Here is a 23365-nt window from a genome sequence, read left to right as displayed (position 1 = left end):
ACGCCGCGATAGCGATCGTCCAGGCTGTAGATCGTGGTGTTGTACTGGTCGTGGCTGCGGATGGTGGTGAGCAGCAGGGACCGCGCGCCATCCGCCGCTTCCACCGGATGGGCGATGAACTGCGCCTTGCCGCTGGGCGTGTTCCAGATGCGATTGTCCGGCGCGATGGTCAGGCGGAAGCCGCCCGGCTCGCGGACGCGGCGGTTGAAGTCGTGGAAGTCGGGATAGACCAGCTCGATCCCTTCGCGGATGCGGTCGTAATCGGCCACGAGTGCGTCCCAATCGACCAGGGAGCGCGGCATGGCCGCCTTGGCAAGCCCCGCGACGATCGCCGGCTCCGAGCGCACCAGCGGACCCGGTGCCTTCAGCTTCCCGCGCGAGGCGTGGACCATGGACATGCTGTCTTCCACGGTGACGAACTGCGCGCCCGTGGCCTGCTCGTCCAACTCGGTACGGCCGAGGCAGGGCAGCACCAGCGTTTCCCCGGCGGTGAGCAGGCAGGTGCGGTTGAACTTGGTCAGGATGTTCACAGAGAGGTCCAGCTTGCGCACGGCGGCGAAGCACGCCTCCGGATCGGGCATGGCGACGGCGAGGTTGCCGCCGAGGCTGATCAGCGCCTTCGATCGCCCGTCGCGCATGGCCTCCAGCGCCTCCACGGCATTGTGCCCATGCTCGCGCGGCGAGGTGATCCCGTAGGTGGCATCGAGCCGTTCGAGCATCTGCTCCGTCGGAATCTCGGTGATGCCCACGGTGCGGTCGCCCTGAACGTTGCTGTGGCCGCGCAAGGGGCAGATGCCGGCGCCCGGCTTGCCGAACATGCCGCGCAGCAGCAGCAGGTTGGCGATCGACTGCACGTTCTGCGTGCCGTGGCGGTGCTGGGTGATGCCCATGCCGTAGCAGACGATCACCCGCTCGGCATTCATGTAGACCCTGGCCATCGTTTCGATGGCATCGCGCGTCAGGCCGGACTCCGTCTCGATCCAGTCCCACGAGGTCGCGTCGAGATCGGCCTTGAGCGCCGCGATCCCCTCGGTATGCTCGGCGATGAAGGCATGGTCGAGCGCGTCGGCCGCGATCACCAGCTTCATCATGCCCTTTGAGCATCGCCATGTCGCCGCCGATCCGCACCTGATGATAGGCGGACGCCAGCGGCGTGGCGTGGGTGGACAGCATCTCGGTGGGGTGCTGCGGCGACTTGAAGCGCTCCAACCCCCGCTCGCGCATGGGATTGGCGACGACGATCGGCACGCCCCGCTTGGAAGCAGCGGCCAGCGTGGAGAGCATGCGCGGGTGGTTGGTGCCGGGATTGTGGCCGATGCAGAAGATGGCATCGGCAAGGTCGAAGTCTTCCAGCGTGACCGTGCCTTTACCGATGCCGATCGACTTGGGCAGCCCCACGCTCGTCGCCTCGTGGCACATGTTGGAGCAGTCGGGGAAGTTGTTGGTGCCGAACTCGCGCGCGAACAGCTGGTAGAGGAACGCGGCCTCGTTGGAAGCGCGGCCCGAGCAGTAGAATTCGCAGGCGTGGGGGTCGTCAAGGTCGCGCAGCACGGCACCGGCCCGCGCGAAAGCCTCGTCCCAGCTTATCGGCACGAAGTGGTCGGTATCGGGATCGTAGCGCAGCGGTTCGGTGAGGCGGCCGGCGTCTTCCAGCCGGTGGTCGCTCCAGGTCCACAACTCGCTGACGCTGTGCTTCGCGAAGAATTCTGGATCGACGCGCTTGACGGTCGCTTCCCAGGTCACCGCCTTGGCGCCGTTCTCGCAGAACTCGAAGGACGAGGTATGCTTGGGGTCGGGCCAGGCGCAACCGGGGCAGTCGAACCCGTCCGGCTGGTTCATCTGGAGCAGCGCGCGGGTGTCCGGGCTGGCCTTCATCTGCTCGCGCACGGTGCGCGCCACCGCGCCCAGCGCACCCCAACCCCCGGCGGGGCCCGTGTAGTCGCTGATGCCCTCGGGAGTGCCGTCGGCGGGGTAATTTTCGGCCATAAACCTGTCCTTCTGAGACTCTTCGCATAGACCATCGGTCCACGAAGTAACAGGCTGCTGCCGTCAGCGAGGCTGGAGTTTTCCGCGCCGGAAGCGATCCGGCAGCAGGTTTGCGGCAAGGCGCAGCATTTCCAGCATGGCCTGGCGCCCTCCCGAGGTGCAGGCCTGCGCCGCCACCGCCCCGATGTAGCTGGCGGTCACCGCGAGCATCAACAGCCAGATCGTCGGTAGCCCCCGGCCGGCCGCCGTCTCGCGGACCAATTCGACCACGCCCCAGGCGAACAGCCCACCCACCAGCGAGGGCAGCTGGACCAGATACATGAAGCGCTGGGAAACCGGCGTGCCCCTGGTCGCGTAGTGGTAAAGCAGCGGCAGGGTGACGAGCTGACCGATGAAGTAGGCGCAGGCCACGCCCACCGCGCCCCAGCGCACGCCGATGACGAAACTGACGATGCTGACCGTGCTGGAGAACATGCCCCAATACATCATGTTCCGCGTGTTGCCGCTGGTGATGTAGAGCCAGCCGGTGGTGTTCGGCACGCATTGCACGATCGCGGTAAGGCTCAGCCAGAAGAAGATCGGGCTTGCCCCCGCCCAGCGCTCGCCCAGCAGGAAGGGCACGAGCTGCTCGCTGCAGATTGCCGCTGCCAGGATGCCCGGCATCGAGACGAGCGCCAGGGCCCGCAAGGCCATCTCGTAGACCCGGCGATAGCGCGCGGGTTCGTCGCGCACCCGGCTCAGCACGGGCAACATCACCCGGCTGAGCGGCTGGTTGATGTTCTGCAGCGGGAACAGCATCAGCTTGTAGCTGCGATCGTAAAGCCCCACTGCATCGGCCCCTTCGGCCTTGGCGATGATCACGTTGTCCAGGTTGCGGGCGAAGAAGTTGACGAGGTTGAACCCGGTCAGGTTCGCCCCGAAGACCACCAGCTTGCGCACCCCCTGAAACGAAGCGCCGAGCCGGGGCCGCCAGGGGTAGGCCCGCCACATCATCGCCGTGCTGACCACAGCGTTGAGCAACGTGCCCAGCCAGATCGCCCAGTAATTCTTCAGGATCAGCGCCGCGAGTGCGGTCAGCACGAAAGTGGCGATAGCCACGACGATGTCGTTCACGCTGAGCGCATGGAACCGCATCTCACGGTTGAGCAGGGCCTGGTGCTGGAGCTTGAAGCCGGTGACGAGGATGGTCAGCCCCGTCGCCGCCGTCACGTATCCGGCCCGCGCGTCTCCATAAAAGCTGCCTGCCAGCGGCGCCAGCGCCACCATCACCAGCGCGGCGACGATCGAGATGGCCACGCTCAGCCAGAACAGGGCGTTCGATTGCTCCGAACCCAGCTCCCGCGCCTGTACCACGGCCTGCGTGAAGCCGAGGTTCTGGAAAGTCATGACAAAGCCCATCAACGGCGCCACCATGGCGGCCACGCCATAGTCCGAGGGCGAGAGGATGCGGGCCACCACGATGGTCGTCGCCATCGTGGCCAAGACCTTGACGATCTGCGCCAGTCCGGTCGAGGCCATGCCCCGCGTGGCCTTCCGGCCGATCTCGTCGGTTTTCGTCATGGCCGGACCTTAGATGCCGATAACGGGCATGACGGCGATAATCGACTGCTTTGCCGTTGCCATCAAGGCTGCGACCTTTCGAAGCTGCATTCCGCTGCGGCAGGGGCTGCCGGTTTCGCGCGCAGAGTAGCTTTGCCCTCCGCCAAGCACCATCACCCGAAAGGTCCAAGTCGCGGGATTATCAGGACTTCATAGGAATGAATGGTCCCTTGGGAACTACACCGAAAGGTGTAGCGCACCGCGTGAGGCGTCGCGGGTAACGACGCGCATGCAGGACTGACATGTCTGGAGCGCAGAAACGACTAAGGGGCCGCCTTGCAGCGACCCCTTACGTATTCTCAACCGGGTTGAGAATGGTGCCCAGAAGAGGACTCGAACCTCCACGCCCTTGCGAGCGCCAGCACCTGAAGCTGGTGCGTCTACCAATTCCGCCATCTGGGCACGGAAGCGAGGGGGCCGTTGGTGCCGTCCTCGCCGGGTAGGAGGGCGCCTCTAAGGGGCTCCCCGATTCTTGTCAACGCTCCTTCTCGAACTTTTTTCAAATCACGCGAAAAAAGGCGAAAACCGGCTTGAGAGGCTGCGCCCGGTTGCTCGGGAACCGGGCTTGTGCCAAGGGCGCTTATCATGCGCGAAACCGGCGCAGGCGGCTCTTTTCTCCTTCGGCCGCGCCTGCGCCACGCTGAAGGACCGTTCTGAACATGAGCCAAGCTACCGACCCTCTCTACGGCAAGATCGTCACGCTGCTGGGCGGCAGCGGCTTCGTCGGCAAGCACGTTGCGCAGGAATTGCTCGCGCGCGGCGCCCGCCTGCGCATTGCCAGCCGCAATCCCAAGAAGTCCTATGCGCTCAAGCCGCTCGGCAATCTGGGGCAAGTGCAGTTCGCGGGCGTGGACGTAACAAAGCCCGAATCGCTGGCAGCCGTGCTCGCCGGGTCGGATGCGGTCGTGAACCTCGTCGGCGCCTTCACCGGCAACCTCGACGCCGTGCAAGGTGAAGGCGCAGGCCGCATCGCCGCCGCCGCCAAGGCGGCAGGCGCCACGGCATTCGTCCACATCTCCGCCATCGGCGCCGACGCTTCGTCGAGCGTCGCCTATGCCCGCACCAAGGCGGAAGGCGAAAAGGCCGTGCTCGCCGCCTTCCCGGCCGCCACGATCCTGCGTCCTTCGGTCATGTTCGGGCCGGACGACAATTTCGTGATGATGTTCGGCAACCTCGTCTCGCGCCTGCCGGTCCTGCCGGTCTTCGCTCCGCAGGCCCAACTTCAGCCGGTCTTCGTGGACGACGTGGCCCTGGCCATCGCCGAAACGCTCGGCGCGCCGCAAATCCATGGCGGCAAGACCTTCGAACTGGCCGGGCCCGAGGTGATCTCGATGATCGACCTCAACAAGCGCATCGCCGAAGCGGCCTGCCGCAAGCGCACCTTCGCGGAACTCCCTGATGGCGTTGCCGGCCTCATCGCCGCATTGCCTGGAACCCCGATCAGCGCCGACCAGATCAAGCTGCTCAAGGCCGGCAACGTCGCCAGCGGCGCCTATCCGGGCCTGGTGGACCTCGCCATTGCTCCGCGCCCGCTGGAACTGTTCCTGGATCGCTGGATGACGCCGTTCCGCAATCACGGTCGCTTCGGCACCAAGGCCGCCGCCTGACCACTCCAACTTTTGCGTCAACGAAAAAGGGGCGGGAAGTTCGCACTTCCCGCCCCTTTTCTCATACCGATCGGATCGGCTCTCAGAGCTTCCCGAACTTGCCCTCGTAGGCGCCGGTATCGCCGCTGGCGAGCAGGCGCGCCTGCTCCACCCAGCTGTCACGGCGCGGGCGGCCTGCAAAAGCGCCCAGCTTGCCGTCCAGTTCATCCAGATCGGCTTCCGTCCAGGCAGCGATCTGTTCGAACCGGGTAATGCCCAGCGACTGAAGCAGCGTCAGCATCTTCGGGCCCAGCCCCTTGATCTTGCGCAAGTCATCGCCTTCAGCCGCAGTTTCCCCGGCTTCGGGCTCGGCCGCGATCGTCTGCGGCGGCGGCTTGGCCGCATCGACTTCCTCCTGCGCGGCCACCGCGATCACCTCGCCGATCCCGGCCATCGTGCCCGCCATGGCCGGGGGATCGATATGGACCGGCGCGGTGAACTGCGCCGCCGGCGGAGCATCGTCCAGCAATGCCTGATTGCGCTGCGCGGGCGCGGCGCCCTCGTCCAGCACATCGGGGCGGTGCTGACGCGGTGCGGGCTTGGAGGCGCGCGCAAACAGCCAATAGGCTATCGCGATGCCCACCAGCAACGCGACGACGAATATCAGCCAATTGGCCGAAATCATTTCCACCACAACTTATCCCTTCCGGTTCCACACCAGCCAGCCGATGCCGAAACCCGCCATGTAGGTCAGCAGCACCGAGACGGCCATCTCAAGCCATAGCGGCATCGGCAGCTCCTTTCATCGTAATTTGCACCCGATCACTCCGCTCCCTGTCATTCCGGCCCCGGCGTATCGATCGGCGTCGGCTTGATCGGCGCCGAGGCGATCACCGAGAATTCGATTCGACGATTGGCCGGATCGAGCGGATCGAGCCCTTCGATCGGCGTCTTCGATCCCAAGCCGGAGGCCCGAAGGCCATCAGCGGGGATGCCGCGCCCGATCAGGGCCCAGCGCACGGATTCGGCACGCGCCAGCGACAGCGCCTTGTTCGCTGCGGGATTGCCGGTGGCATCGGTGTGCCCGGTAACCGCGATGATGCTGCCCACGCAGGGGCGCAAGGCCTTTGCCACTTCGTCCAGCAGGCGTTCGCTTACCGGATCGATCCGGGCGCTGGCCTCGGTGAAACGGATGGTCCGGCTGGCAAGGATTGCCTCGACGTCGTCTTGGCAGCGCAGCTTCGTGGCGCCTGCTTCGCCCTCGCTCGACCAGCTTATGCCGCCGATGCCCGGCACCCCGGCAACGGCGGCGGCCACGCGCTTGCGGGTATCGGAATCCAGCGCCTTGCCGCCCGCGAGCACCGGATGCCGGGTGAGCCAGCCGTAACGGTCGCGAAAGGCCAGATCGACACTTCGCCCGCCCGCCCGGTCCCGCACCAGCTCGGCCTCACGCTCCAGCTGGCCGATGAAGATCGGCCCGCGGACGTCGGTGGCAACGAAGGAAAGCGCCAGGCACAAGGCGGCACCGGCGGCGACGATGGAAGCACGACGGGGGTTCATGGCACCAGCCTAGGGCAATTTGCAGGGCTGCGGAAATGCCCTCTGCATGGAAATCACGCGAAAAACCGAAGAAAAACCCGGCAGCGCGGTCACGCCGCCTTGGTTTTCTGGAACAGCTTGCGGTCTTCGGGGCCGAAAGCCTTTTTCCAGATCACCAGGAAGTACGATCCGAGGATCGCCGGAATGCCGAAGGCCAGCTCGGCCCATTCCGGAAGGAACTGCGTGGCCAGATAGCCCAGCACCACCGCCGGCGCCGCCGCCCATACCAGCGCCCAGCGCCAGTTGTTGATGGGCTGCTTGAGAAAACTGGCCAGCATCTTCGACTTGACCAGCGAGGCGAAGCCCAGCGCCAGCATCAGCGCCGCCGCCGCCGTGGCGGCCTGGAACAGCGAGTTGTAGCCCAGTTTCTGCATGACCAGGATACCGCCCAGCGTCAGCACCGCCTGGAGCGCGATGGTCGCCACCGACACGATCAGATTGCGCATCCGCGCCACGTAGACCAGCGCAGCCTCGCTGACGACGGCCGTAGCCGCCACCACTTCGGCGGCCAGCAGGAAGACCAGCGCTCCGGTTCCGCCCACGAACTCGCGGCCGACCAGGCCCATCACGCCTTCGCCGGGGATCCCCAAGGCCAGAGCGATACCGGCCTGAGCCGCGGTGATCCAGAAGCCCACCTGGCAAACCTGCCGGGCGATCGCGCCGTAATCCTTCTGCTTCAGATTGCGGGTGATCACCGGGCCGAGCACCGGCTCGAAACTGGTCTTGAGCTTTTGCGGCAGGCTGGCGACCTGCTGCGCCGCATAGTAAACGCCCACGGCGGAGGACGGCGCGAGAAAACCGAGCAGGAAGATATCGACCCGGCGGGTAGCCCATTCGATCGTGTCGGCCAGCGCGATGGGAGTGGACCGGATGGCCAGCCTGCGCATGTCGCGCAGCCGTGGCCGCCAGACCTGCGGCAAGCCGTACTCGCGGAAGAACGGGATGAAAGCCGTGATCGCCGCTGCCAGAACCGATCCGATATAGGCGATGGAAAGGCCGCTCTCGGGCGCGATCCAGATCATCGCGCCTGCCAGGATGGAGATCGTCCACGGCTCGACGATCGCGCGCGACCACACGGTCGGCGTCACCCGCAGGCGATAGGCCAGCGCCGCCAGCCAGATCTCGGTCATCGTCAGCGGCGGGATGGCGATCACCATCAACCGGTCGAGCTGGGTGAAGTGGCCACCGGGGAACATCGGCGCGGGTACGAACCAGAAGAACAGCGCCGCCGTGCAGGATGCGATGAGGGCGATGATCATGCCGTCCGCGATCACGTTTGCCGGATGGACCTGCCCTTCGGTGTCCGACAGACGCTGCGCCAACCCGCGCTTTTCGCCCATGGTGCAGATCATCGAGGTCAGTTCGATCACCACCAACGCCGAGGCGAAGCGCCCCAGCGCCGCCGGACCATAGACCGACGCGCGGCCGGCGATGAACAGGAAAGGGATGCGTGCGGCCAGGCGCAGGAAGAAGCCGAAAAGGTTCGTGCGGCCGCCCTTGGCGAGCGCCGCGATATCGTCATGTTCTTTGGCGGCCTGCTGCGATGGGGAGCCGCTCGCGATGCCTTCGGTCAAGAAAGCGGCTCCTGCTCGGCGCGCAGCGGGCGAGCGAGGATCTGGGCGACCACTTCGGCGGCCGGAGCCTTGCCTTCGAGAAGGCGGCAGACGGCCTCGGCAATGGGCATTTCGATACCGTCGCGGCGGGCGATCTCCGCCAGGACCGGCGCGGTGGCCGCGCCTTCGGCCACGGAATTCTTGCCGGAAAGGGCCTCGGCGGCGGTCAGCCCCTGCCCCAGCGCAAGGCCGAGCGAGAAATTGCGACTGGAAGTGGAGGAACAGGTGAGCACAAGGTCTCCAAGGCCGCAAAGGCCGGAAAGCGTTTCCGCGCGGGCGCCTCGGGCAAGGCCGAAGCGCAGCATTTCGGCATAGCCGCGCGCGATCAGCGCGGCGCGGGCGTTCTGGCCGAGTTTCAGGCCGTCGACGACACCGCAGGCAATGGCGAGCACGTTCTTCACCGCGCCGCCGATCTCGGCGCCGACGACGTCGTCGGAATAATAAGGACGCAGCGAAGGCCGCGCGATGACCGGCGACAGGCGCCGCCACTGCGCTTCACCGCCCGAACAGGCCAGCGTCACCGCCGTGGGCAATCCGGCCGCCACTTCGTGCGCGAAAGTAGGCCCGGAAAGCACGGCGATCTTCGCGCCGGGCACCGCTTCGGCGGCCACCTCCGCCATGAGCCGGCCGCTGCCCGCCTCGATACCCTTGGCGCAGAGCACCAGATCGCCGGTGAAGCCGAGCGCAGGCAACTGCGCCAGCACGCCACCCAGGAATTGCGCGGGGACGACGGCCAGTAGCGCAGGCAATTTCGCCAGTTCGCCAAGCGTGCTGGTGGCCCGCACCGTTTCCGCCAGTTCGGCGCCGGGCAGATAGGCCAGGTTGCGCCGCTCGGCGTTGATCCGATCCACGAGTTCGGGCTCGCGCGCCCAGAGCAGGACGTCGCTGCCGTCTCCCGCGAGCGACTGCGCCAGCGCAGTGCCCCATGCACCTGCGCCGATAACGCCAACCTGCGCGCTCATGCCTTCACCCCCGCGCCGCGCACGGTCTCGGCTTCGGGATCGAGCGGCCAGCGCGGGCGCGCGGCCACGTCGAGCGGGTCGGACTGACCCAGGGCGAAGCGCTCCACGCCCGCCCAGGCGATCATCGCCGCATTGTCGGTGCAGAGGCCCAGCGGCGGCGCCACGAAATCGAGCCCATGCTCGCCCGCCAGTGCTTCGAGCGCGCCGCGAATCGCCTTGTTGGCGGCGACGCCCCCCGCCACCACCAGCGCATTGACTTTGCCCACCGAATCCAGCGCCCGCCGCGTCCGATCGATCAGGCAGTCGATCGCCGCCTGCTGGAACGAGGCGGCGATATCGGCGTCGGCATATTGGCCGGATTGCTTGGCGCGCATGACCGCGCTCTTGAGGCCCGCGAAGGAAAAATGCGGCTCGTCCGAACCCTTCAGCGGACGCGGCAGCGGCACGGCCTTGGGATCACCCTCCAGCGCCAGCCGCTCCATCGCCGGACCGCCCGGATAACCGAGGCCCAGCAGCTTGGCGGACTTGTCGAACGCCTCGCCCAGCGCGTCGTCGATGGTGGTGGCCAGCCGGCGAAACTTGCCGACGTCTTCCACCAGCAGGATCTGGCAATGGCCGCCGGAAACGAGCAGCAGAAGATAGGGATATTCCAGCGCGCCATCGGCCAGACGCGGGGAAAGCGCATGGCCTTCCAGGTGGTTGACGGCGATCAGCGGCTTGCCGGTCGCCATGGCCAGCGCCTTGGCGGTGACGAGGCCGACCATCACGCCGCCGATCAGGCCGGGCCCGGCAGTGGCGGCGATGGCGTCCACGTCGTCCAGAGTCATGCCGGCATCGGCCAGGGTGCCTTCGATCAGCGGGGCGATCCGCTCGGCATGCGCGCGCGCGGCGATTTCGGGCACGACACCGCCGTATGGGCGATGCGCCTCGTCCTGCGACGCGATGCGCTGGGCAAGGATCACCCGATCGCTGGTGACCAGTGCCGCCGCCGTCTCGTCGCACGAGCTTTCGATGCCCAGTACCGTCCGCATTCTTTCTTTCCCTGAACGACCCTTCCACTGGACGACATTGCCGGGTAGCACAACCCGCCGATGACGACGCAAACAGACACGCAAAAACAAGGCTTCCGCCTCGGTACCCGCCGTTCGCCGCTGGCGATGGCTCAGGCCGAGGAAACGCGCGACCGGCTGGCCGCCGCGCATGGAATCGATCCGGCGCATATAGAGATCGTTGCGGTTACCGCCAGCGGCGATCGCATTCAGGACCGTGCATTGGCCGAAATCGGCGGAAAGGCGCTGTGGACGAAGGAGCTGGATGCCTGGCTGGCAAGCGGCGAGATCGACTTCGCGGTCCATTCCGCCAAGGACGTTGAGACGATTCGCCCCGAAAGCTTCGCCATCGGCGCCATCCTTCCCAGAGAAGACGTGCGCGACGTCCTGGTCGGGGCTGAAAGCATCCGGGCCTTGCCGCAAGGCGCCGTGGTCGGCACCAGCGCGCCGCGCCGGGCCGCGCAGCTGCTTCATGCCCGGCCGGACTGCAAGGTGATAACATTCCGCGGCAATGTCGCCACCCGTCTGGCCAAACTGGCTGCCGGGGAGGCCGACGCGACGTTCCTCGCCGCCGCCGGGCTCAAGCGTCTGGGCGAAACCGGGACCGGTCATCCGCTGGACGAACAGGACTGGCTTCCCGCCCCCGCCCAGGCCGCGATCATGGTGGAATGCCGCGAGGATGATGCGCGCACGCTGGCCTTCCTCGCGGCCGTGGATCACGCGGAGAGCCGCGCCTCGGTCCTCGCCGAACGGGCGCTGCTGGCGGGGCTCGGCGGCAATTGCCACAGTCCGATCGCCGTGCTCACCCGTCATGAAGGCGAATCGGTGACCATGCGCGCCGCGCTCTACAGCCCCGACGGCGCGGAAAAGGTGGAAGGCGAAGCCCGCTTCGACGCCCACGATCCCGAAGGTCCGGCGCGTCTTGCCGCCGACCTGCTCGCCCGCGCGGTTCCGGCCATCGCGGTGCACTTTACCGGCCCCGCCTGAGCGCCACGATGCCGCCGATCCTCGTCATCCGCCCCGAACCCGGCGCGTCGGCCACGGTCGCGGCAGCGGCAAGGCTGGGGCTTGGCGCCTTCGGCTTCCCGCTGTTCGAGGTGGTGCCGCTGGCATGGGCGCCGGTGGAACGGGAGGACGTGGACGCGGTGCTGCTCGGCAGCGCCAATGCGCTGCGCCATGGCGGCGAGGAACTTGCCCGCTATCGCGGCCTTCCCGCCTATGTCGTCGGCGTAAAGACCGCCGAGGCTGCGCGCGGCGCCGGGCTGGAGGTCGCCGGCATTGCGAAGGGGGGCCTGCAATCCGCGATGCCGTGCCTGCAACCGGGCCACCGTCGCCTCCTGCGCCTGGCCGGGCGGGAGCGGGTCGAACTTTCGCTGCCTCCTGGCCATACGATGACCACCCGCGAGGTCTATGCCAGCAGACCCCGCCCCGTCCCGCCGGAACTGGCCGCCGTCCTCGAAAAACCGGCCGTGGTGCTGCTCCATTCGGGCGAGGCCGCCGCGCATTTCGCCGCCGAATGCGCGCGGCTCTCGATCGATCGGAGCCGCATCGCGCTGGCCTGCATCGGTCCCCGCGTGGAACAACGGACCGGAAATCATTGGCTTGTCGTCCGCAGCGCCCGAACGCCCGAGGATGCCGCGCTGCTGGCCTTGGCCGCAGAGATGTGCCAAGACTTCCCCTTGGGCCAAGACTTCCACTCGGGCCAAGACTTCCCCTCGGGATCGTAAACTGACAGAACCATATTCGATGCAGGACTTCACCTCGCCGCAAAATCCTTCGACCATGGGCGCGCCCGCCAGGACTCGGTCCCGTGGGGGGCTGTTCTTCGTCGCCTTCATTGCCTTCCTGCTCGGCGGCGCGCTTGTCGTCTGGGCCGCGCAGGACGGGCTGCTGGGCAAGCTGCTGCCGCAACGCGCGGAGGAACAGGCAGAAAATCAGGAACCGCCGCAGGCCGAGCCGGTGCCAGCGCCTTCCCGCATGCTGCCCGCCGCCACCACGCCGGCCTCTCCCGAACAGCTGTCCTCGCTAAGTTCGGTGGAAGGACGCCTTGCGCTGCTGGAAGATCGCCTCTCGCGGATCGACTTCCAGACGGACGCGGCCTCGGGCAATGCCGCCCGCGCCGAAGGGCTGCTGATCGCCTTCGCCGCCCGCCGCATGGTCGATCGGGGCGAACCGCTCAGCTACGTGGCCGACCAGCTGCGCCTGCGCTTCACCAATGCCCAGCCGCGCGCGGTTCAGACGGTGATCGAATTCTCGAAGAACCCCGTCACCATCGACGAGCTTTCCGCCCGCCTCGAAGCGCTCTCGCCCGAACTCAGCGAAAACCAGAGCGACGAGAGCCTGTGGCAGAAGGCCCGGCGCGAACTCTCCAGCCTCTTCGTGGTGCGCCGCGAATCCTCGACCTTGTTGACGCCCACTGCGCGCATCGACCGGGCCCGCCTGATGCTGACCGCGCGCCGCATCGGCAACGCCATCAGCGAAGTCGAACGCCTGCCCAATGCCCAGGCCGCGCAGACCTGGATTGCGGACGCGCGCCGCTTCCAGGACGTGCAGGAGGCGCTGAACCTGCTGGAAACCACCGCCATGCTCGAACCGCGCCGCCTCACGGATGCGGAAGGTCACGCGGTGGACCAGCCAAGCCCCCTGGCGACGCCCGGCGTGCTGCCTACCGACCTTCCCTCTGCGGATGCTTCGGAAGCTGTGCCTTCGGAGTGAGGTTCAAGGGTGAGCGCGAGGGTCAGCACCCTCGCGCGCCCATGCCGGTCCACGGCGTGTCCCGCTCGCTCCGTTACGCCCCCACACCACCGTCATCCTAAACTTGTTTCAGGATCCATTTATGACCATCAACTGACGGGCTATCGGCACGATGGATTCTGAAACGAGTTCAGGATGACGTGGATTTCCGGGCTCAGCCTTTCGCCCGTCAAGAACGGACGGGGTGACGACAGCCCCCTTAACCCTGCAAAAGTTCAGGCAGCTTCCCGGACATCCCCCGCGCCTCATCCATGAAGAAGCGCTTGAGGCTGGGCAGGCGCTGGACCGCTCCCATACCGAGGCGCCGTGCCGCGCTAGGCAGGCGGCCGGGGATGCCGAACAGGCGGGTGAGACCGTCCGTAACCGACATGACCATGAACGTATCGAGGCTGCGCCACTTCTCGTAGCGCGCCAGAAGCTGCGCATCGCCCGGTTCGAGGCCGAGCCGCATGCCTTCGGTCAACACGCCCACCAGCGTGCCGACATCGCGCAGGCCAAGGTTGAGGCCCTGGCCGGCGATGGGGTGCATGCCGTGGGCCGCATCGCCGATCACCGCAAGGCGCTCGTCGATCACGTGCCCGGCATGGTGGAAGCGCAGCGGATAGCTCATGCGCGGGGCCGAAAGCGTGATCTTGCCGAGCACCCCGTGCATCCGGCTTTCCACCTCGTTGAGGAACATGGCGTCCGGCATGGCGATGATGCCCGCCGCGTCCTTTTCCCCGACCGTCCAGACGAGCGCGCTACGATGGCGCCCCTGGTCGTCGTCGAGCAGCGGCAGCAACGCGAAGGGACCGGCCGGGTAGAAGATTTCCCAGGCGGTGTTGCCATGCGACTTCTCATGGAACAGCCCTGTCACCATGGCGCGGTGATGATAGTCCCACTTCGCCATAGAGAAACCCGCTTCGTCGCGCGTCGGCGACTGGCGGCCCTCGGCGGCGACCAGCAGGCTGGACTTCAGCAGGCGGCCATCGGAAAGCTCAACCTCCACGCCATGCGGCCCGCGATCCCGGCGCACCGCCTCGGTGCGGACGTGCCAGGCGATGTTTTTCTCTTCACGGGCCGCCGCGAAGAGGGCGAGGCGCAAGTCGCGGTTGGCGAACATGCGACCCAGGCTGCCTTCCTCGGGCTTGGGCGTGAAGTCGATCCGGCCCGGCTTCATCGAATCGGTGACGGCGATCGAATCGATCGGGCAGCCGAGATCCTTGAGCGCCGGCGCCAGGCCGATGTTGGTGAAGAGGTTCCAGCTCGCCGTCGAGATGGCCGAGGCGCGGCCGTCCGCGCCTTCGGCCGTGAGATCGGCCGGATCGGCGCGATCGATAACATGGCTGGTGATCCCCGCCCGGGCAGCGGCAAGCGCCAGCGTCATGCCGACGAGGCCGCCGCCCAGGATGATGAGATCGCGGTATTCCGCCGTTTGGTCTTGCGTCGCTACAGAGTCGTTCATCGACCGCAGCTATCGGCCTCTCCGGCCTGGATGTCGAGACACCTTCCGTCCCAGGTGCCGGCGGGCGCGGTCAGGCCGACCGTCGCGGCGAGGGTCGGCGCGATATCCACCGTTTCCACCGGGGTCGGCTGCTCGAAGCCGACCATGCCCCTCCGCCAGAACAGCATCGGCACGCGGCGGTCGTAGTCCCACGGGCTGCCGTGCGAGGCGACCTTGAACGGCTTGGCCGTACCGGGGACGACGCCGCGCACCGTCAGCATCTGCACTTCGCCCGAGCGGCCCGGCACGAAGGAAGCGCGGACCTTCTGCTCCATGGTCCAGTCCTGCGGACTGCCCTTAGGTTCGGGCCACTGCACGATCTGATCCTGGGTGTAGACCGCCGCGATCTGCGGATTGGCCTTCAGGCGGGCGACGAGCGCCGCCATGACCTTCCGCTTCTGCTCCGCCGTCAGTTCGGACGAGAACCAGACGCTTCCCGCCTCGCCCGCGCCGTAGAACAGCGGCCCGTTCTTCACGCTGACGCCGGTATCCTGCGAGACGGCGGCGGCGAGCTTATCAGCCGAAAGCGCCGGATCGATGCGGGTCGCTTCGGGATTGCCGCGCAGCTGCTGGCGCTCGGGCGCGTCGAAACCGCCGTGGTCGGCGCTGAGCACGACCTCGTAATCGATCCCGCGCGCGTCGAGCCCGTCGAACAGGGTGGCGAGCGCCTCGTCCAGGACGTTCATCTGGATGCACATTTCGACGCCCTCGGTGCCGAAAGCATGGCCGACTTTGTCGGTGGCCGAGAAGCTGACCGAGAGCACGTCGGGCACGGCATCCTTGCCCATGCCCAGTTCGTCCACCATGCGCACGGCCATCTCGGCGGTGGCGGTGTCGATGCGCGGGCCATTGGCATAAGCCTTGAAATCACCGGCGGCCTGCGGGAAGCGGTAGGTGCCGATGGTGAAATCCTTGATCGGGGTCGCCCGATCGACCCTGCCGCACCAGCCCGGCACCGGCAGATCGCCCTCTCCGGCGGCGACGCGCTTGGCCATCACCGCGTTCTGCGCCTCGACGGCCTTGCTGATCCTGCGATTCTCGAAGGTGGTGAAGCCCTTGGCGCCGATCCAGTAGACGGCATCGGTATCATGGCCGCTCATCATCACGGCGGCGCGATCCTTTGCCGAAACGGCCGCGTTGATGGTCTTCGGATTACGCTTCTTCATCAGATCGCCCAACGTCGGCGCCTTGAGATGGGCGGGGCTGACCACCGGGTTGTCGGGGGTGGATTTCGGGTTGGTCTCGTCCTCGACGCAGTAGACTTCCTTTTCGGCGCGGGCGATGCCGGGCTGATACCACGAGTTTGCGGTGATGCCGGTGCGTGCCGGATGGACGCCGGTCAGCAAAGTGGAGTGGCCGGGGCAGGTCTCGGTCGCCGCGTGCGACTGGAAACCCGAGGGGAAGACTGCGCCTTGCAGCAGGCGGGTGAAGCCCTTGGTGAAGTGCTGGCGATATTGCGCGAAGAGGTCTGCGGAGAACTGGTCCACCGAAATGGCGACGATCAGCTTGGGTTCGCCTTGCGGTGCGGACGTGGGCGCTGCCGGGGCCTGAGCTTCCTGCGCCACGGCGGGGACCGAGGCCGCGAGTGCGGCTGCGAGAGCCAGTGGAGCAAGCGACAGGGAGAGCAGGCGCATCGGGGGTCTTCCTTGAAATCTGGGTGCAATCGGCGCAGATGCAGCGATGTCTGGAATGCGCGCGCGACGCAAGCGCCACCCAACGCACGGGAGTCTCATGGAAAAGCGCCGCTATCGTCTGTTTATGGCACTCATGTGTCAATTGCTGGCGCTTGTGCTTTCGCCCGCCCTCGCTGAAGCGGCGCCCGCCCACATCGCCGCCGAACTGGTGGCCGGTCCCGCCGCCACGCCGGGCGGCGAGACGACGATCGCCATCCACATGACGCCTGAAAAGGGCTGGCATGGCTACTGGTCCAACCCCGGCGACGCAGGCCTCGGCATGCAGCTGGACTGGACCCTGCCGGACGGCGCCAAGGCCGGAACCCCGCGCTACCCGGTGCCGCAGACGTTGGTCGTCTCCGGGCTCATGAACCACGTCTACGAAAGCGACTACGCGGTACTGGTTCCTTTCACGGTTCCGGCCGGGGCTGCGCCGGGCAGCCGCCTGCCGGTCCACCTGCGCGCGCAGTGGCTGGCCTGTACCGAGCAAATCTGCGTGCCCGAACAGGCCGATCTGGCCGTCGAAGTGCCGGTGGCCGCCGCCACGGCGCCAGATCGCGATCCGCGCTTCGCCGAATGGCAGCGCCGCCTCCCCGCTCCGCTCGATGCGACAGGCATGTTCAGCCTCGACGATCGCACCGTGCGCCTCGCCATTCCCCTGCCCGCCAGCACGGCGCTGGACGCACCGCATGTTTTCGTGGGCGAGGACAAGCTGATCGACTACGCAGGCGCCCAGCAGTTCGCCTGGAAGGGGGACATGCTGATCGTCACACTGCCCCGCGTCAAACTGGATCCGCGCGGGTCGGACAGCCTGACCGGCGTGCTGCGCCTGAACGGAGCCGGCGACGGCATCGCGTTCTCGGCCCGCCCCGGCACGGTCCCCACAGGGGGCACGCCAATCGCCGACGATACCGCCGCAGCCGCGTTGCCCTCGCTGCCGCTGCTTCTGCTGGCGGCACTGGCGGGCGGGCTGCTGCTGAACATCATGCCCTGCGTTTTCCCCATCCTCAGCCTGAAGGCACTGAGCCTCGCCCGTGCGGGCGAGAGCGAGAGCCACGCGCGGATCGAAGGCCTGGCCTATGCGGCAGGCGTCATACTCGCCTGCCTCGGCCTCGGCGGCGTGCTGCTGGCCTTGCGCGCGGGCGGCGAACAGGTTGGCTGGGCCTTTCAGCTGCAGGAGCCGCTGGTGGTCGTCGGCCTGCTGTTCCTGGCGACAGCGATCACCGCCAACCTCCTGGGCCTGTTCGAATTCGCCGTACCGGGCTTCGCATCGGGCAATTCGCCCTCCAGCTTCACGAGAGGCGCCTTCGCGACCGGGCTGCTCGCCGCCTTCGTGGCGACCCCCTGCACCGGCCCTTTCATGGCGAGCGCCATGGGCGCGGCACTGTTGCTGCCGGTGCTCCCCGCAATGAGCCTGTTCGCCGCGCTCGGCCTGGGCATCGCGCTGCCGTTCCTGGCCGTCGCTTTCGTTCCCGCAATCAGGAGGCGCCTGCCCAAGCCCGGCCGCTGGATGGTCACCTTCCGCCGCTGGATGGCGATTCCCATGGGGCTCACGGCGCTGGCGCTCGGCTGGTTGACCTGGAAAGTCGGAGGGTTCGGCTTCGCACTGGCTGCGCTGGCGGGCCTGCTGCTCGTTCTTGCCGCCCTCTTCGCAGCAGGGCAGGCACAGCGCCGAGGCAAGTCCGCAAGAACCGCCGCACTGGCCGCCGGAGCCATCGCGGTTCTTGCGCTCATCCTGCTGCCAACGCCGGCCCCGTCTGCCGCAAGCGCGGATTCATTGCTGGCCACCAGGCCCTTCAGCGAAAAGGCCCTTGCCGAGGCGCGCGCTTCCGGCAAACCGGTATTCGTGTGGTTGACCGCCGACTGGTGTCTGACCTGCAAGGTCAACGAACAGGTCGCCATCGAGCGCGAGGACACCCGCGCCGCTTTCGAAAAAGCGGGCGTAATCGTGCTTCGCGGGGACTGGACGCGGCGTGATCCCGAGATCACCCGCTATCTCACCGCGCAGGGCGCCGCCGGGGTGCCGCTCTACGTCTGGTACGCGGGCGGTCCGGCCAAGGCGGAGCAATTGCCGCAAGTGCTGACGCCCGAGCTGCTGGCAGAGAAAGCAGGCCTTTAACGCGTCTCGTGCTTGAACAGGCCCATGAACAGCACCGCGCAGGCAATGTGCGCAGCGGCGATCCCGGCCATCCAGCCGGGCATCAAGGTGGAAAGGCCTGCGAAGCACGAAGTGGCCGCAGCGAACGAAGCGAAAGGATAGCCGTGGGACATGCCTTGAGAAGGCTGCTTCCGCGGTTAATTCCGATTAGCCGGAAAGGGTTTCCCTCGACTTAACGAAAGAAAATTCCGGCAGCCCTGTCGCGATAACGTCAAGCTGCCGGAAAACACGTTTATCGCGCGAAGGCCTTGAGTTCCGCTAGCCGGATCGCTTTCTTGCCGGCCGGCGTCATGACTACGCGAATGCGATCGGCCTGCACCGGCGCCCAGGTCAGCCGCGTGACCCCGTTGGCAAGGGGCGCAGCGGCCGGTGTCGCCACGGTCTGCCAGCGGCCATCGCGCCAGGCCTCCACCCGGACCTTGCGCGGCGCGGCGAACTTGCCGCCATCCGCGAAGAAGGCGAGTTCGGCGGCTCCCAGCGCCACCGTCTTTCCGAAGTCCACGGCGTACCACTGCTCACCGCCGCCCGGCGCGGAGTCCCAGCCGTTCGGCAGCTCGGGATAGAACCAGGCGCGACCGTCGATGCCATCGTGAAGGTTCTCGGCCTCGACACCGGAAGAGGCGCTGGCCTTGGGGAAGTTCCCGCGCACAAGCTGCACGGCGAGGTTCGTTTCCCGCAGGACAGGTGCATTGGCCTTGCGCGGCAACGGCACTTCGATGCGCGACAGCTGCTCGCGATGCGCCACTTCCACGCCGTCCACGGCGATCGACAGCCCCTTGCGACCATAGCGCTTGCCGTCGACGTCCCAGGTCACCGAAACCTCGTGCCCGTGATAGGGCACGCGCTCGATATGGAACCAGGGCAGCGCCTGCGCGTCGGCGGCGGCGGGAAGCAGCGGGTTCACTTCCAGCACGTCGTTCGCGCGCGGGCGGATGCCGACGAGGCCGGTCATCACGAGGTCGAGATAGCCCGAGTGGAAGTAGTGATGGCTGCGGTCCAGCCCGACGATCGGCTTGCCGGTCTCGGGATGGTAATCCTCCTCCAGATCCAGACGCCCATTCTTGCCAGCGCCCTGATAGTGCATCTGCGTGTACTGGCGCAGCAGGCGCATGTAGTCGCTACGCGTCACCGGGCCCTTGCGATCATAGTGATCGAGCAGATTGGCCATGCCCGTCAGCACTTGCGTGGTCTGGTAGGGCCAGATCGGACCGTTCCACTGGCACTCCGGCGCGGTGCCGAGGTAGCGGTACTGGCGCATGTAGTATTCGTAGTTCTGCTCCACCGTCCGCATGCCCGCCTTCCCGGCGAGCGAATTCGGATCGAGCAGGTGCGCCCAGGCGTCGGAATACTTCGCGTCATCCGGAACGAGGTCGAACATCCACGGCAAATAGCCGACCAGCTCGCGATTGCGGATCTGGTCCCAGTATTTCACATACTCGTTGGTTACTTGATAGCGATCGACGAAATGGCCGAGTTTCGGGCTCCACAGGTCTTCCAGCACGCGCGTGCGCAGCGCTTCGGCGCGGTCGGCGTATTCCTTGGCCATGGCAGTATCGCCAGCCATTTCCGCCATGCGGGAAAGCGCGCGGGCATTGGCGAACATGTAGCTGTTGACCGAGGGCCGGAAGGAATCGCCGCCCCGGAACCCGTCCTTGCCGCCGGACGCATCGATGGACGAGACCGTATATTCGGTCGCGTCCAGCAGTGGCTCCACGAAGTAGAGGCCCTTGGTGAAGTCGAACTTCTCGTCCCAAAGACGGTAGATATGGCGCATCGTCTTCAGGTGCGCGAGCACGGCATCGCGGTCGCCGTCCACCAGGTAGCGGCCCCAGACCGAGTCCGCCATGTGGTCGGTGAAGTGGCGGTCGTTGCCGCCCTCGTACATGAAATTGATGTAGTCGTCGGTGAAGCGGCGGTCGTTCAGCCAGCGTCCCTCGGCGATGTGAAAGCCGCTGGCGTCGTTGAGGCTGGCGAAGGGATGGCGCTGCCAGTCCACGTCGTCCGCGAACTCGGTGGTGATGTAGCCTTGCCCGCCGAGATCGCGCTGGTGGGCGCGGAACAGGCCCCAGCGATAGTAATAGACCGCATCGATCTGCGGATCGGCGCTTTCGAAGAAGGGAATGCGCTCGGCGTACCAGGCGGCATCGTTGCCGAAGCGAGCCTTGGCGATGGCGGCGCCGTCGAGCCGGGGCAAGGCCGCTGCACGCGTGGCGGCCGCGGAAGGACGGGATGATGCGGCGGTGAGCGGACCGGTGCCGCCCGCAAGAAGTGCCGCGGAGGCGAGAATCGTCCGGATATATCCGCGCATCGTTACCCCTTCATGGTCTGGCGAGCGTCAATAAAGGCAGAAATAAAGAGGCGGCCGTCCTTGCCGGGCCTGTGTTGGGAGAGGAACCCGGCAAGAAACGGCCGCCCATGGCAACCCGCGACACGGAATGGCGTGTGTCGCGGGTTGCCTTAGTCAGATTAGAACTTGAAGCGGACGCCCGCCGCGAAGGTGCGGTCGATCAGCAGCGTGCTGGAGTTCATGGTCGTCGGGCCACCGGCATCCTCGAACTTGTAGTAGTTCTGCTGCTTCGCCTTGGTGATGTTCACCGCGTCGAAAGTCAGGCCGATGTCCTTGGTTACGTTCAAGGTGAGCTGGAAGTCGAGGCTCTTCTCGGGCTTGCGCCACATGCCGATCGGATTGGCGAAGGCACGCGCCTCGTTGTTGTTGAGGAAGCCCTTGCGCCACACATAGGAGAGACGTGCACCGACCGGACCGCGCTCGTAGGCAAGCGTGGCGTTATACGAGAACTTCGAAACCGCGAAGAAGGCCGACTTGGTCAGGACCGTGTTACCGGCCGCGTCCGTTTCGGGGATCGTCTGCTCAGAGTCGAGGATCGTCGCGCTGCCCTGGAAGCCTAGGCCGTCAAGAACGCTCGGCAGATAGGTCGGGAAGTAGGTGAGACCGATTTCCACGCCCTTCAGCACGCCATCCGAAGCGTTGGTCGGACGAGTGACCTGGAAGTAATCGGTGGCGGTGCTGCCCTCGATCGTGTTGTTAGGGATGTACTCAAGCGTGGTGAGCGGAACGACGAGACCTTCGATTTCGCGACGGAAACCGGTCACGTAGATCGCGCTGTTGCGCTCGAAATACCACTCCAGCGCGACGTCGAAGTTCTTCGAAGTCGTGGCGCGAAGCGCTGCGTTGCCGGCGCTGCCCGTGCCGAAGCCCAGGTTCGAGAGGTCACCCACCAGCGTTACGTTCGGGTTGAGATCGCCGAACGCCGGACGGCGCAGGGTTTCGCCGTAGTTGAAGCGCAAACGCAGGTTTGGCGTGATCTCGTAGCGCGCGGTGAAGCTCGGCAGGAACTTGACCTGGCCGGTCGAAACACCGGTCCGTGCGAAACCATTGTAACGATCGAAGTAATTGTAGTCGGTATCGATCGCGACGAGACGAACGCCGCCTTCCACCATCAGCGGACGACCGAAGATCTCCACTTCGCCATCGGCCAGCAAATAGGCCGAGAGCGTGACTTCGTTGATGTCGAACACGCGGCCAAACGACAGGTCGTCGGACAGCAGCAGGTTCGGGTTCACCGCCTGGTACATCGAGCGAATGGCGTCGGCGTTCTTGTAGAGAGCCGAGCCGTTGGCCAGAACCCAGCTGGTCGGCACGTCCGCGCGGCCGTCGAAGAAGCCGCTGTTGGTGAAGATGTAATCGTCACCCAGCGAAGCCAGCGAGGTGTTCAGGGCGCCGGAGCTCTGTTCGCGAACGAACGTGGCGGCCTTGCGGTTGTCGTAGCGGAAGCCCGCCTTGACGCGACGCAGGAAGCCTTCGTCCCAGTCGTAGTGACCGTCGAGCATGAAGGTCCACGAGCTGCCGGTGCTCTTGTTGCCGTTGTCGAACAGATCGCCGACGGTCCAGGCATTGGGATCGGTCAGGACTTCAGGCGTGCCGAAGCTGTAGGACGGAATACCGCCGCCGGCATTGAAGTCGACGTCCAGGTCCAGCGGACCGCGATTGGTGCGCATGGCGAAGAACGAGGTTTCGTTCTTGCTGTCCTGGTAGGTCAGGTCGGCGGTGATCTTGCCGCGATCGCCCACATCCCAGTCCGCGTTCAGGGCATAGACGTAGCTGTCGGTCTTGTTGGTGGCATAGTCGGCGCTGTTGAAGCCCGCGACTGCACCCATGCGACGCGACTTGATGATGTTGGTGCCATCGTAGAGCTCGAAGGTCGAACCCGGATTGGCGCCCAGGTTGCCCCACCAGTCGGCGTAGCTGAACATCAGCGCGTTGGAGGTGCTGCCACGGAAGCCCGAATAGTAGAACTCGGCCGTGTAGGTCGAACGATCGTTCGGCGCCCACTGGAACGCGGCGTTAATCGAGGGACGCTCACGCTTGCCGTAAAGGTCTGAGCTGATGACGGCATCGCGCGACAGGTAGTAAGGCACCTCGACGCCGTCGATGTTCAGCGTCGAACCCGGCGTGGTGGGCAGACCTGCGTTGAGGCCCGGCTTCCAATACGGGTTGTTCGGGTCCGTGTTCGGGAAGATGCGCTGAAGCGGCGTCAGCCACGTGCCCGAAGGCGGCGTTTCCGTCGCGAACGGCACAAGTGCGCCGGCCTGCACGTTCATGTTGCGGTACTTGGTGCGGGTGTAGCTGCCGTTGATGAGGAAGCCCATTTCACCGATGCCGGTTTCCCAACGGTCGCTGACGAGCAGCGCGACGTTCGGATTGAACTCGTCAGCCAGCTCGCTGTAGATGCCGCGGGCGAGGCCGGACACGGTGAAACCGTCGAAATCGAACGGACGACGGGTCGCCACGTCGATCTGGCCGGCAAGGCCGAATTCAAGCTGATCTGCCGAGCGGGTCTTGTAGACGTCGATCTTGCGGACGAGGTTCGCCGAAACGTCCTGC

Annotated in this window: 16 protein-coding genes, 1 tRNA gene and 1 pseudogene; 5 read left to right on the top strand and 13 right to left on the bottom strand. The window is 66.3% G+C overall.

Annotated features, from left to right (window positions below; genetic code table 11):
* From RT424_RS19940 to RT424_RS19930, 3 genes and pseudogenes are all read right to left on the bottom strand, one after another.
* Positions 1 to 1986, bottom strand: a pseudogene (locus RT424_RS19940) (FdhF/YdeP family oxidoreductase); the annotation flags it as partial.
* A gap of 63 nt (positions 1987 to 2049) precedes the next feature.
* On the bottom strand, positions 2050 to 3546 hold the full coding sequence (locus tag RT424_RS19935) for a lipopolysaccharide biosynthesis protein (RefSeq protein WP_313441806.1): 1497 nt from the start codon (positions 3544 to 3546) through the stop codon (positions 2050 to 2052).
* A gap of 354 nt (positions 3547 to 3900) precedes the next feature.
* Positions 3901 to 3987, bottom strand: a tRNA-Leu gene (locus RT424_RS19930).
* Between the two features lie 257 nt (positions 3988 to 4244).
* Between RT424_RS19930 and RT424_RS19925 the strand changes: the two genes are divergently transcribed.
* A complete protein-coding gene (locus RT424_RS19925) occupies positions 4245 to 5192 on the top strand; it encodes a complex I NDUFA9 subunit family protein (protein ID WP_313441805.1) in 948 nt (315 codons plus the stop codon).
* An 82-nt stretch (positions 5193 to 5274) separates the two neighbouring features.
* Here RT424_RS19925 and RT424_RS19920 read toward each other — a convergent pair whose 3' ends face one another.
* From RT424_RS19920 to tsaD, 5 genes are all read right to left on the bottom strand, one after another.
* Positions 5275 to 5856 (bottom strand): hypothetical protein, encoded by a 582-nt coding sequence (locus RT424_RS19920; RefSeq protein ID WP_313441808.1) that lies wholly within the window; start codon positions 5854 to 5856, stop codon positions 5275 to 5277.
* A gap of 152 nt (positions 5857 to 6008) precedes the next feature.
* Entirely contained in the window at positions 6009 to 6731 is a 723-nt protein-coding gene (locus RT424_RS19915; protein ID WP_313441803.1) for an OmpA family protein, read from the bottom strand.
* Positions 6732 to 6820: 89 nt separating this feature from the next.
* The gene (locus RT424_RS19910; protein WP_313441801.1) at positions 6821 to 8344 is read right to left on the bottom strand and encodes a lipopolysaccharide biosynthesis protein; all 1524 of its coding nucleotides are present in this window, start codon (positions 8342 to 8344) and stop codon (positions 6821 to 6823) included.
* Positions 8341 to 9345 (bottom strand): NAD(P)H-dependent glycerol-3-phosphate dehydrogenase, encoded by a 1005-nt coding sequence (locus RT424_RS19905; protein WP_313441799.1) that lies wholly within the window; start codon positions 9343 to 9345, stop codon positions 8341 to 8343. The genes RT424_RS19910 and RT424_RS19905 overlap by 4 nt, the downstream gene beginning before the upstream one ends.
* Positions 9342 to 10376, bottom strand: a complete 1035-nt coding sequence (tsaD, locus tag RT424_RS19900) for a tRNA (adenosine(37)-N6)-threonylcarbamoyltransferase complex transferase subunit TsaD (protein ID WP_313441797.1) — start codon at positions 10374 to 10376, stop codon at positions 9342 to 9344. Before tsaD ends, RT424_RS19905 begins: the two co-directional genes overlap by 4 nt.
* A 60-nt stretch (positions 10377 to 10436) precedes the next feature.
* Between tsaD and hemC the strand changes: the two genes are divergently transcribed.
* From hemC to RT424_RS19885, 3 genes are read left to right on the top strand one after another with little or no spacing between them, the layout of a single operon-like run.
* The gene (gene hemC, locus RT424_RS19895) at positions 10437 to 11381 is read left to right on the top strand and encodes a hydroxymethylbilane synthase (protein ID WP_313441795.1); all 945 of its coding nucleotides are present in this window, start codon (positions 10437 to 10439) and stop codon (positions 11379 to 11381) included.
* Between the two features lie 8 nt (positions 11382 to 11389).
* Positions 11390 to 12121, top strand: a complete 732-nt coding sequence (locus RT424_RS19890) for a uroporphyrinogen-III synthase (protein WP_313441792.1) — start codon at positions 11390 to 11392, stop codon at positions 12119 to 12121.
* A 19-nt stretch (positions 12122 to 12140) separates the two neighbouring features.
* Positions 12141 to 13109 carry a hypothetical protein gene (locus RT424_RS19885; RefSeq protein WP_313441790.1) on the top strand — a complete coding sequence of 323 codons (969 nt, stop codon included), beginning with the start codon at positions 12141 to 12143 and terminating at the stop codon, positions 13107 to 13109.
* A gap of 238 nt (positions 13110 to 13347) precedes the next feature.
* On the opposite strand, the gene RT424_RS19880 is transcribed toward RT424_RS19885, so the two are convergent.
* Positions 13348 to 14592, bottom strand: coding sequence for an FAD-dependent monooxygenase (locus RT424_RS19880; protein ID WP_313441788.1), 1245 nt, complete (start codon positions 14590 to 14592; stop codon positions 13348 to 13350).
* Positions 14589 to 16265, bottom strand: a complete 1677-nt coding sequence (locus RT424_RS19875; RefSeq protein WP_313441786.1) for an alkaline phosphatase family protein — start codon at positions 16263 to 16265, stop codon at positions 14589 to 14591. Before RT424_RS19875 ends, RT424_RS19880 begins: the two co-directional genes overlap by 4 nt.
* 97 nt (positions 16266 to 16362) lie before the next feature.
* Between RT424_RS19875 and RT424_RS19870 the strand changes: the two genes are divergently transcribed.
* Positions 16363 to 18423 (top strand): protein-disulfide reductase DsbD family protein, encoded by a 2061-nt coding sequence (locus RT424_RS19870; RefSeq protein WP_409521553.1) that lies wholly within the window; start codon positions 16363 to 16365, stop codon positions 18421 to 18423.
* Here the strand turns inward: RT424_RS19870 and RT424_RS19865 are convergent.
* From RT424_RS19865 to RT424_RS19855, 3 genes are all read right to left on the bottom strand, one after another.
* The gene (locus RT424_RS19865; RefSeq protein ID WP_313441782.1) at positions 18420 to 18575 is read right to left on the bottom strand and encodes a hypothetical protein; all 156 of its coding nucleotides are present in this window, start codon (positions 18573 to 18575) and stop codon (positions 18420 to 18422) included. The two genes, RT424_RS19870 and RT424_RS19865, sit on opposite strands and share 4 nt — an antisense overlap.
* Positions 18576 to 18694: 119 nt before the next feature.
* Positions 18695 to 20770, bottom strand: a complete 2076-nt coding sequence (locus RT424_RS19860) for an MGH1-like glycoside hydrolase domain-containing protein (protein WP_313441780.1) — start codon at positions 20768 to 20770, stop codon at positions 18695 to 18697.
* A gap of 158 nt (positions 20771 to 20928) precedes the next feature.
* A partial coding sequence (locus tag RT424_RS19855; RefSeq protein WP_313441778.1) for a TonB-dependent receptor occupies positions 20929 to 23365 on the bottom strand: 2437 nt, incomplete at its 5' end.

This window comes from Novosphingobium sp. (assembly GCF_032093395.1).
In the GTDB taxonomy this organism is placed as follows: domain Bacteria; phylum Pseudomonadota; class Alphaproteobacteria; order Sphingomonadales; family Sphingomonadaceae; genus Novosphingobium.
The sequence above is the reverse complement of the archived record's forward strand: the minus strand, read 5'-3'. Positions and strand labels throughout refer to the sequence as shown.

Bases quoted from the DNA above. Each gene is read 5' to 3' on its own strand.
- RT424_RS19915 (WP_313441803.1), bottom strand. From the start codon at position 6,731: ATGAACCCCCGTCGTGCTTCCATCGTCGCCGCCGGTGCCGCCTTGTGC.
- RT424_RS19905 (WP_313441799.1), bottom strand. From the start codon at position 9,345: ATGAGCGCGCAGGTTGGCGTTATCGGCGCAGGTGCATGGGGCACTGCG.
- RT424_RS19875 (WP_313441786.1), bottom strand. From the start codon at position 16,265: ATGCGCCTGCTCTCCCTGTCGCTTGCTCCACTGGCTCTCGCAGCCGCA.
- RT424_RS19920 (WP_313441808.1), bottom strand. From the start codon at position 5,856: ATGATTTCGGCCAATTGGCTGATATTCGTCGTCGCGTTGCTGGTGGGC.
- RT424_RS19860 (WP_313441780.1), bottom strand. From the start codon at position 20,770: ATGCGCGGATATATCCGGACGATTCTCGCCTCCGCGGCACTTCTTGCG.
- RT424_RS19865 (WP_313441782.1), bottom strand. From the start codon at position 18,575: ATGTCCCACGGCTATCCTTTCGCTTCGTTCGCTGCGGCCACTTCGTGC.
- RT424_RS19870 (WP_409521553.1), top strand. From the start codon at position 16,363: ATGGAAAAGCGCCGCTATCGTCTGTTTATGGCACTCATGTGTCAATTG.
- hemC (WP_313441795.1), top strand. From the start codon at position 10,437: ATGACGACGCAAACAGACACGCAAAAACAAGGCTTCCGCCTCGGTACC.
- tsaD (WP_313441797.1), bottom strand. From the start codon at position 10,376: ATGCGGACGGTACTGGGCATCGAAAGCTCGTGCGACGAGACGGCGGCG.
- RT424_RS19890 (WP_313441792.1), top strand. From the start codon at position 11,390: ATGCCGCCGATCCTCGTCATCCGCCCCGAACCCGGCGCGTCGGCCACG.
- RT424_RS19885 (WP_313441790.1), top strand. From the start codon at position 12,141: ATGCAGGACTTCACCTCGCCGCAAAATCCTTCGACCATGGGCGCGCCC.
- RT424_RS19880 (WP_313441788.1), bottom strand. From the start codon at position 14,592: ATGAACGACTCTGTAGCGACGCAAGACCAAACGGCGGAATACCGCGAT.
- RT424_RS19935 (WP_313441806.1), bottom strand. From the start codon at position 3,546: ATGACGAAAACCGACGAGATCGGCCGGAAGGCCACGCGGGGCATGGCC.
- RT424_RS19925 (WP_313441805.1), top strand. From the start codon at position 4,245: ATGAGCCAAGCTACCGACCCTCTCTACGGCAAGATCGTCACGCTGCTG.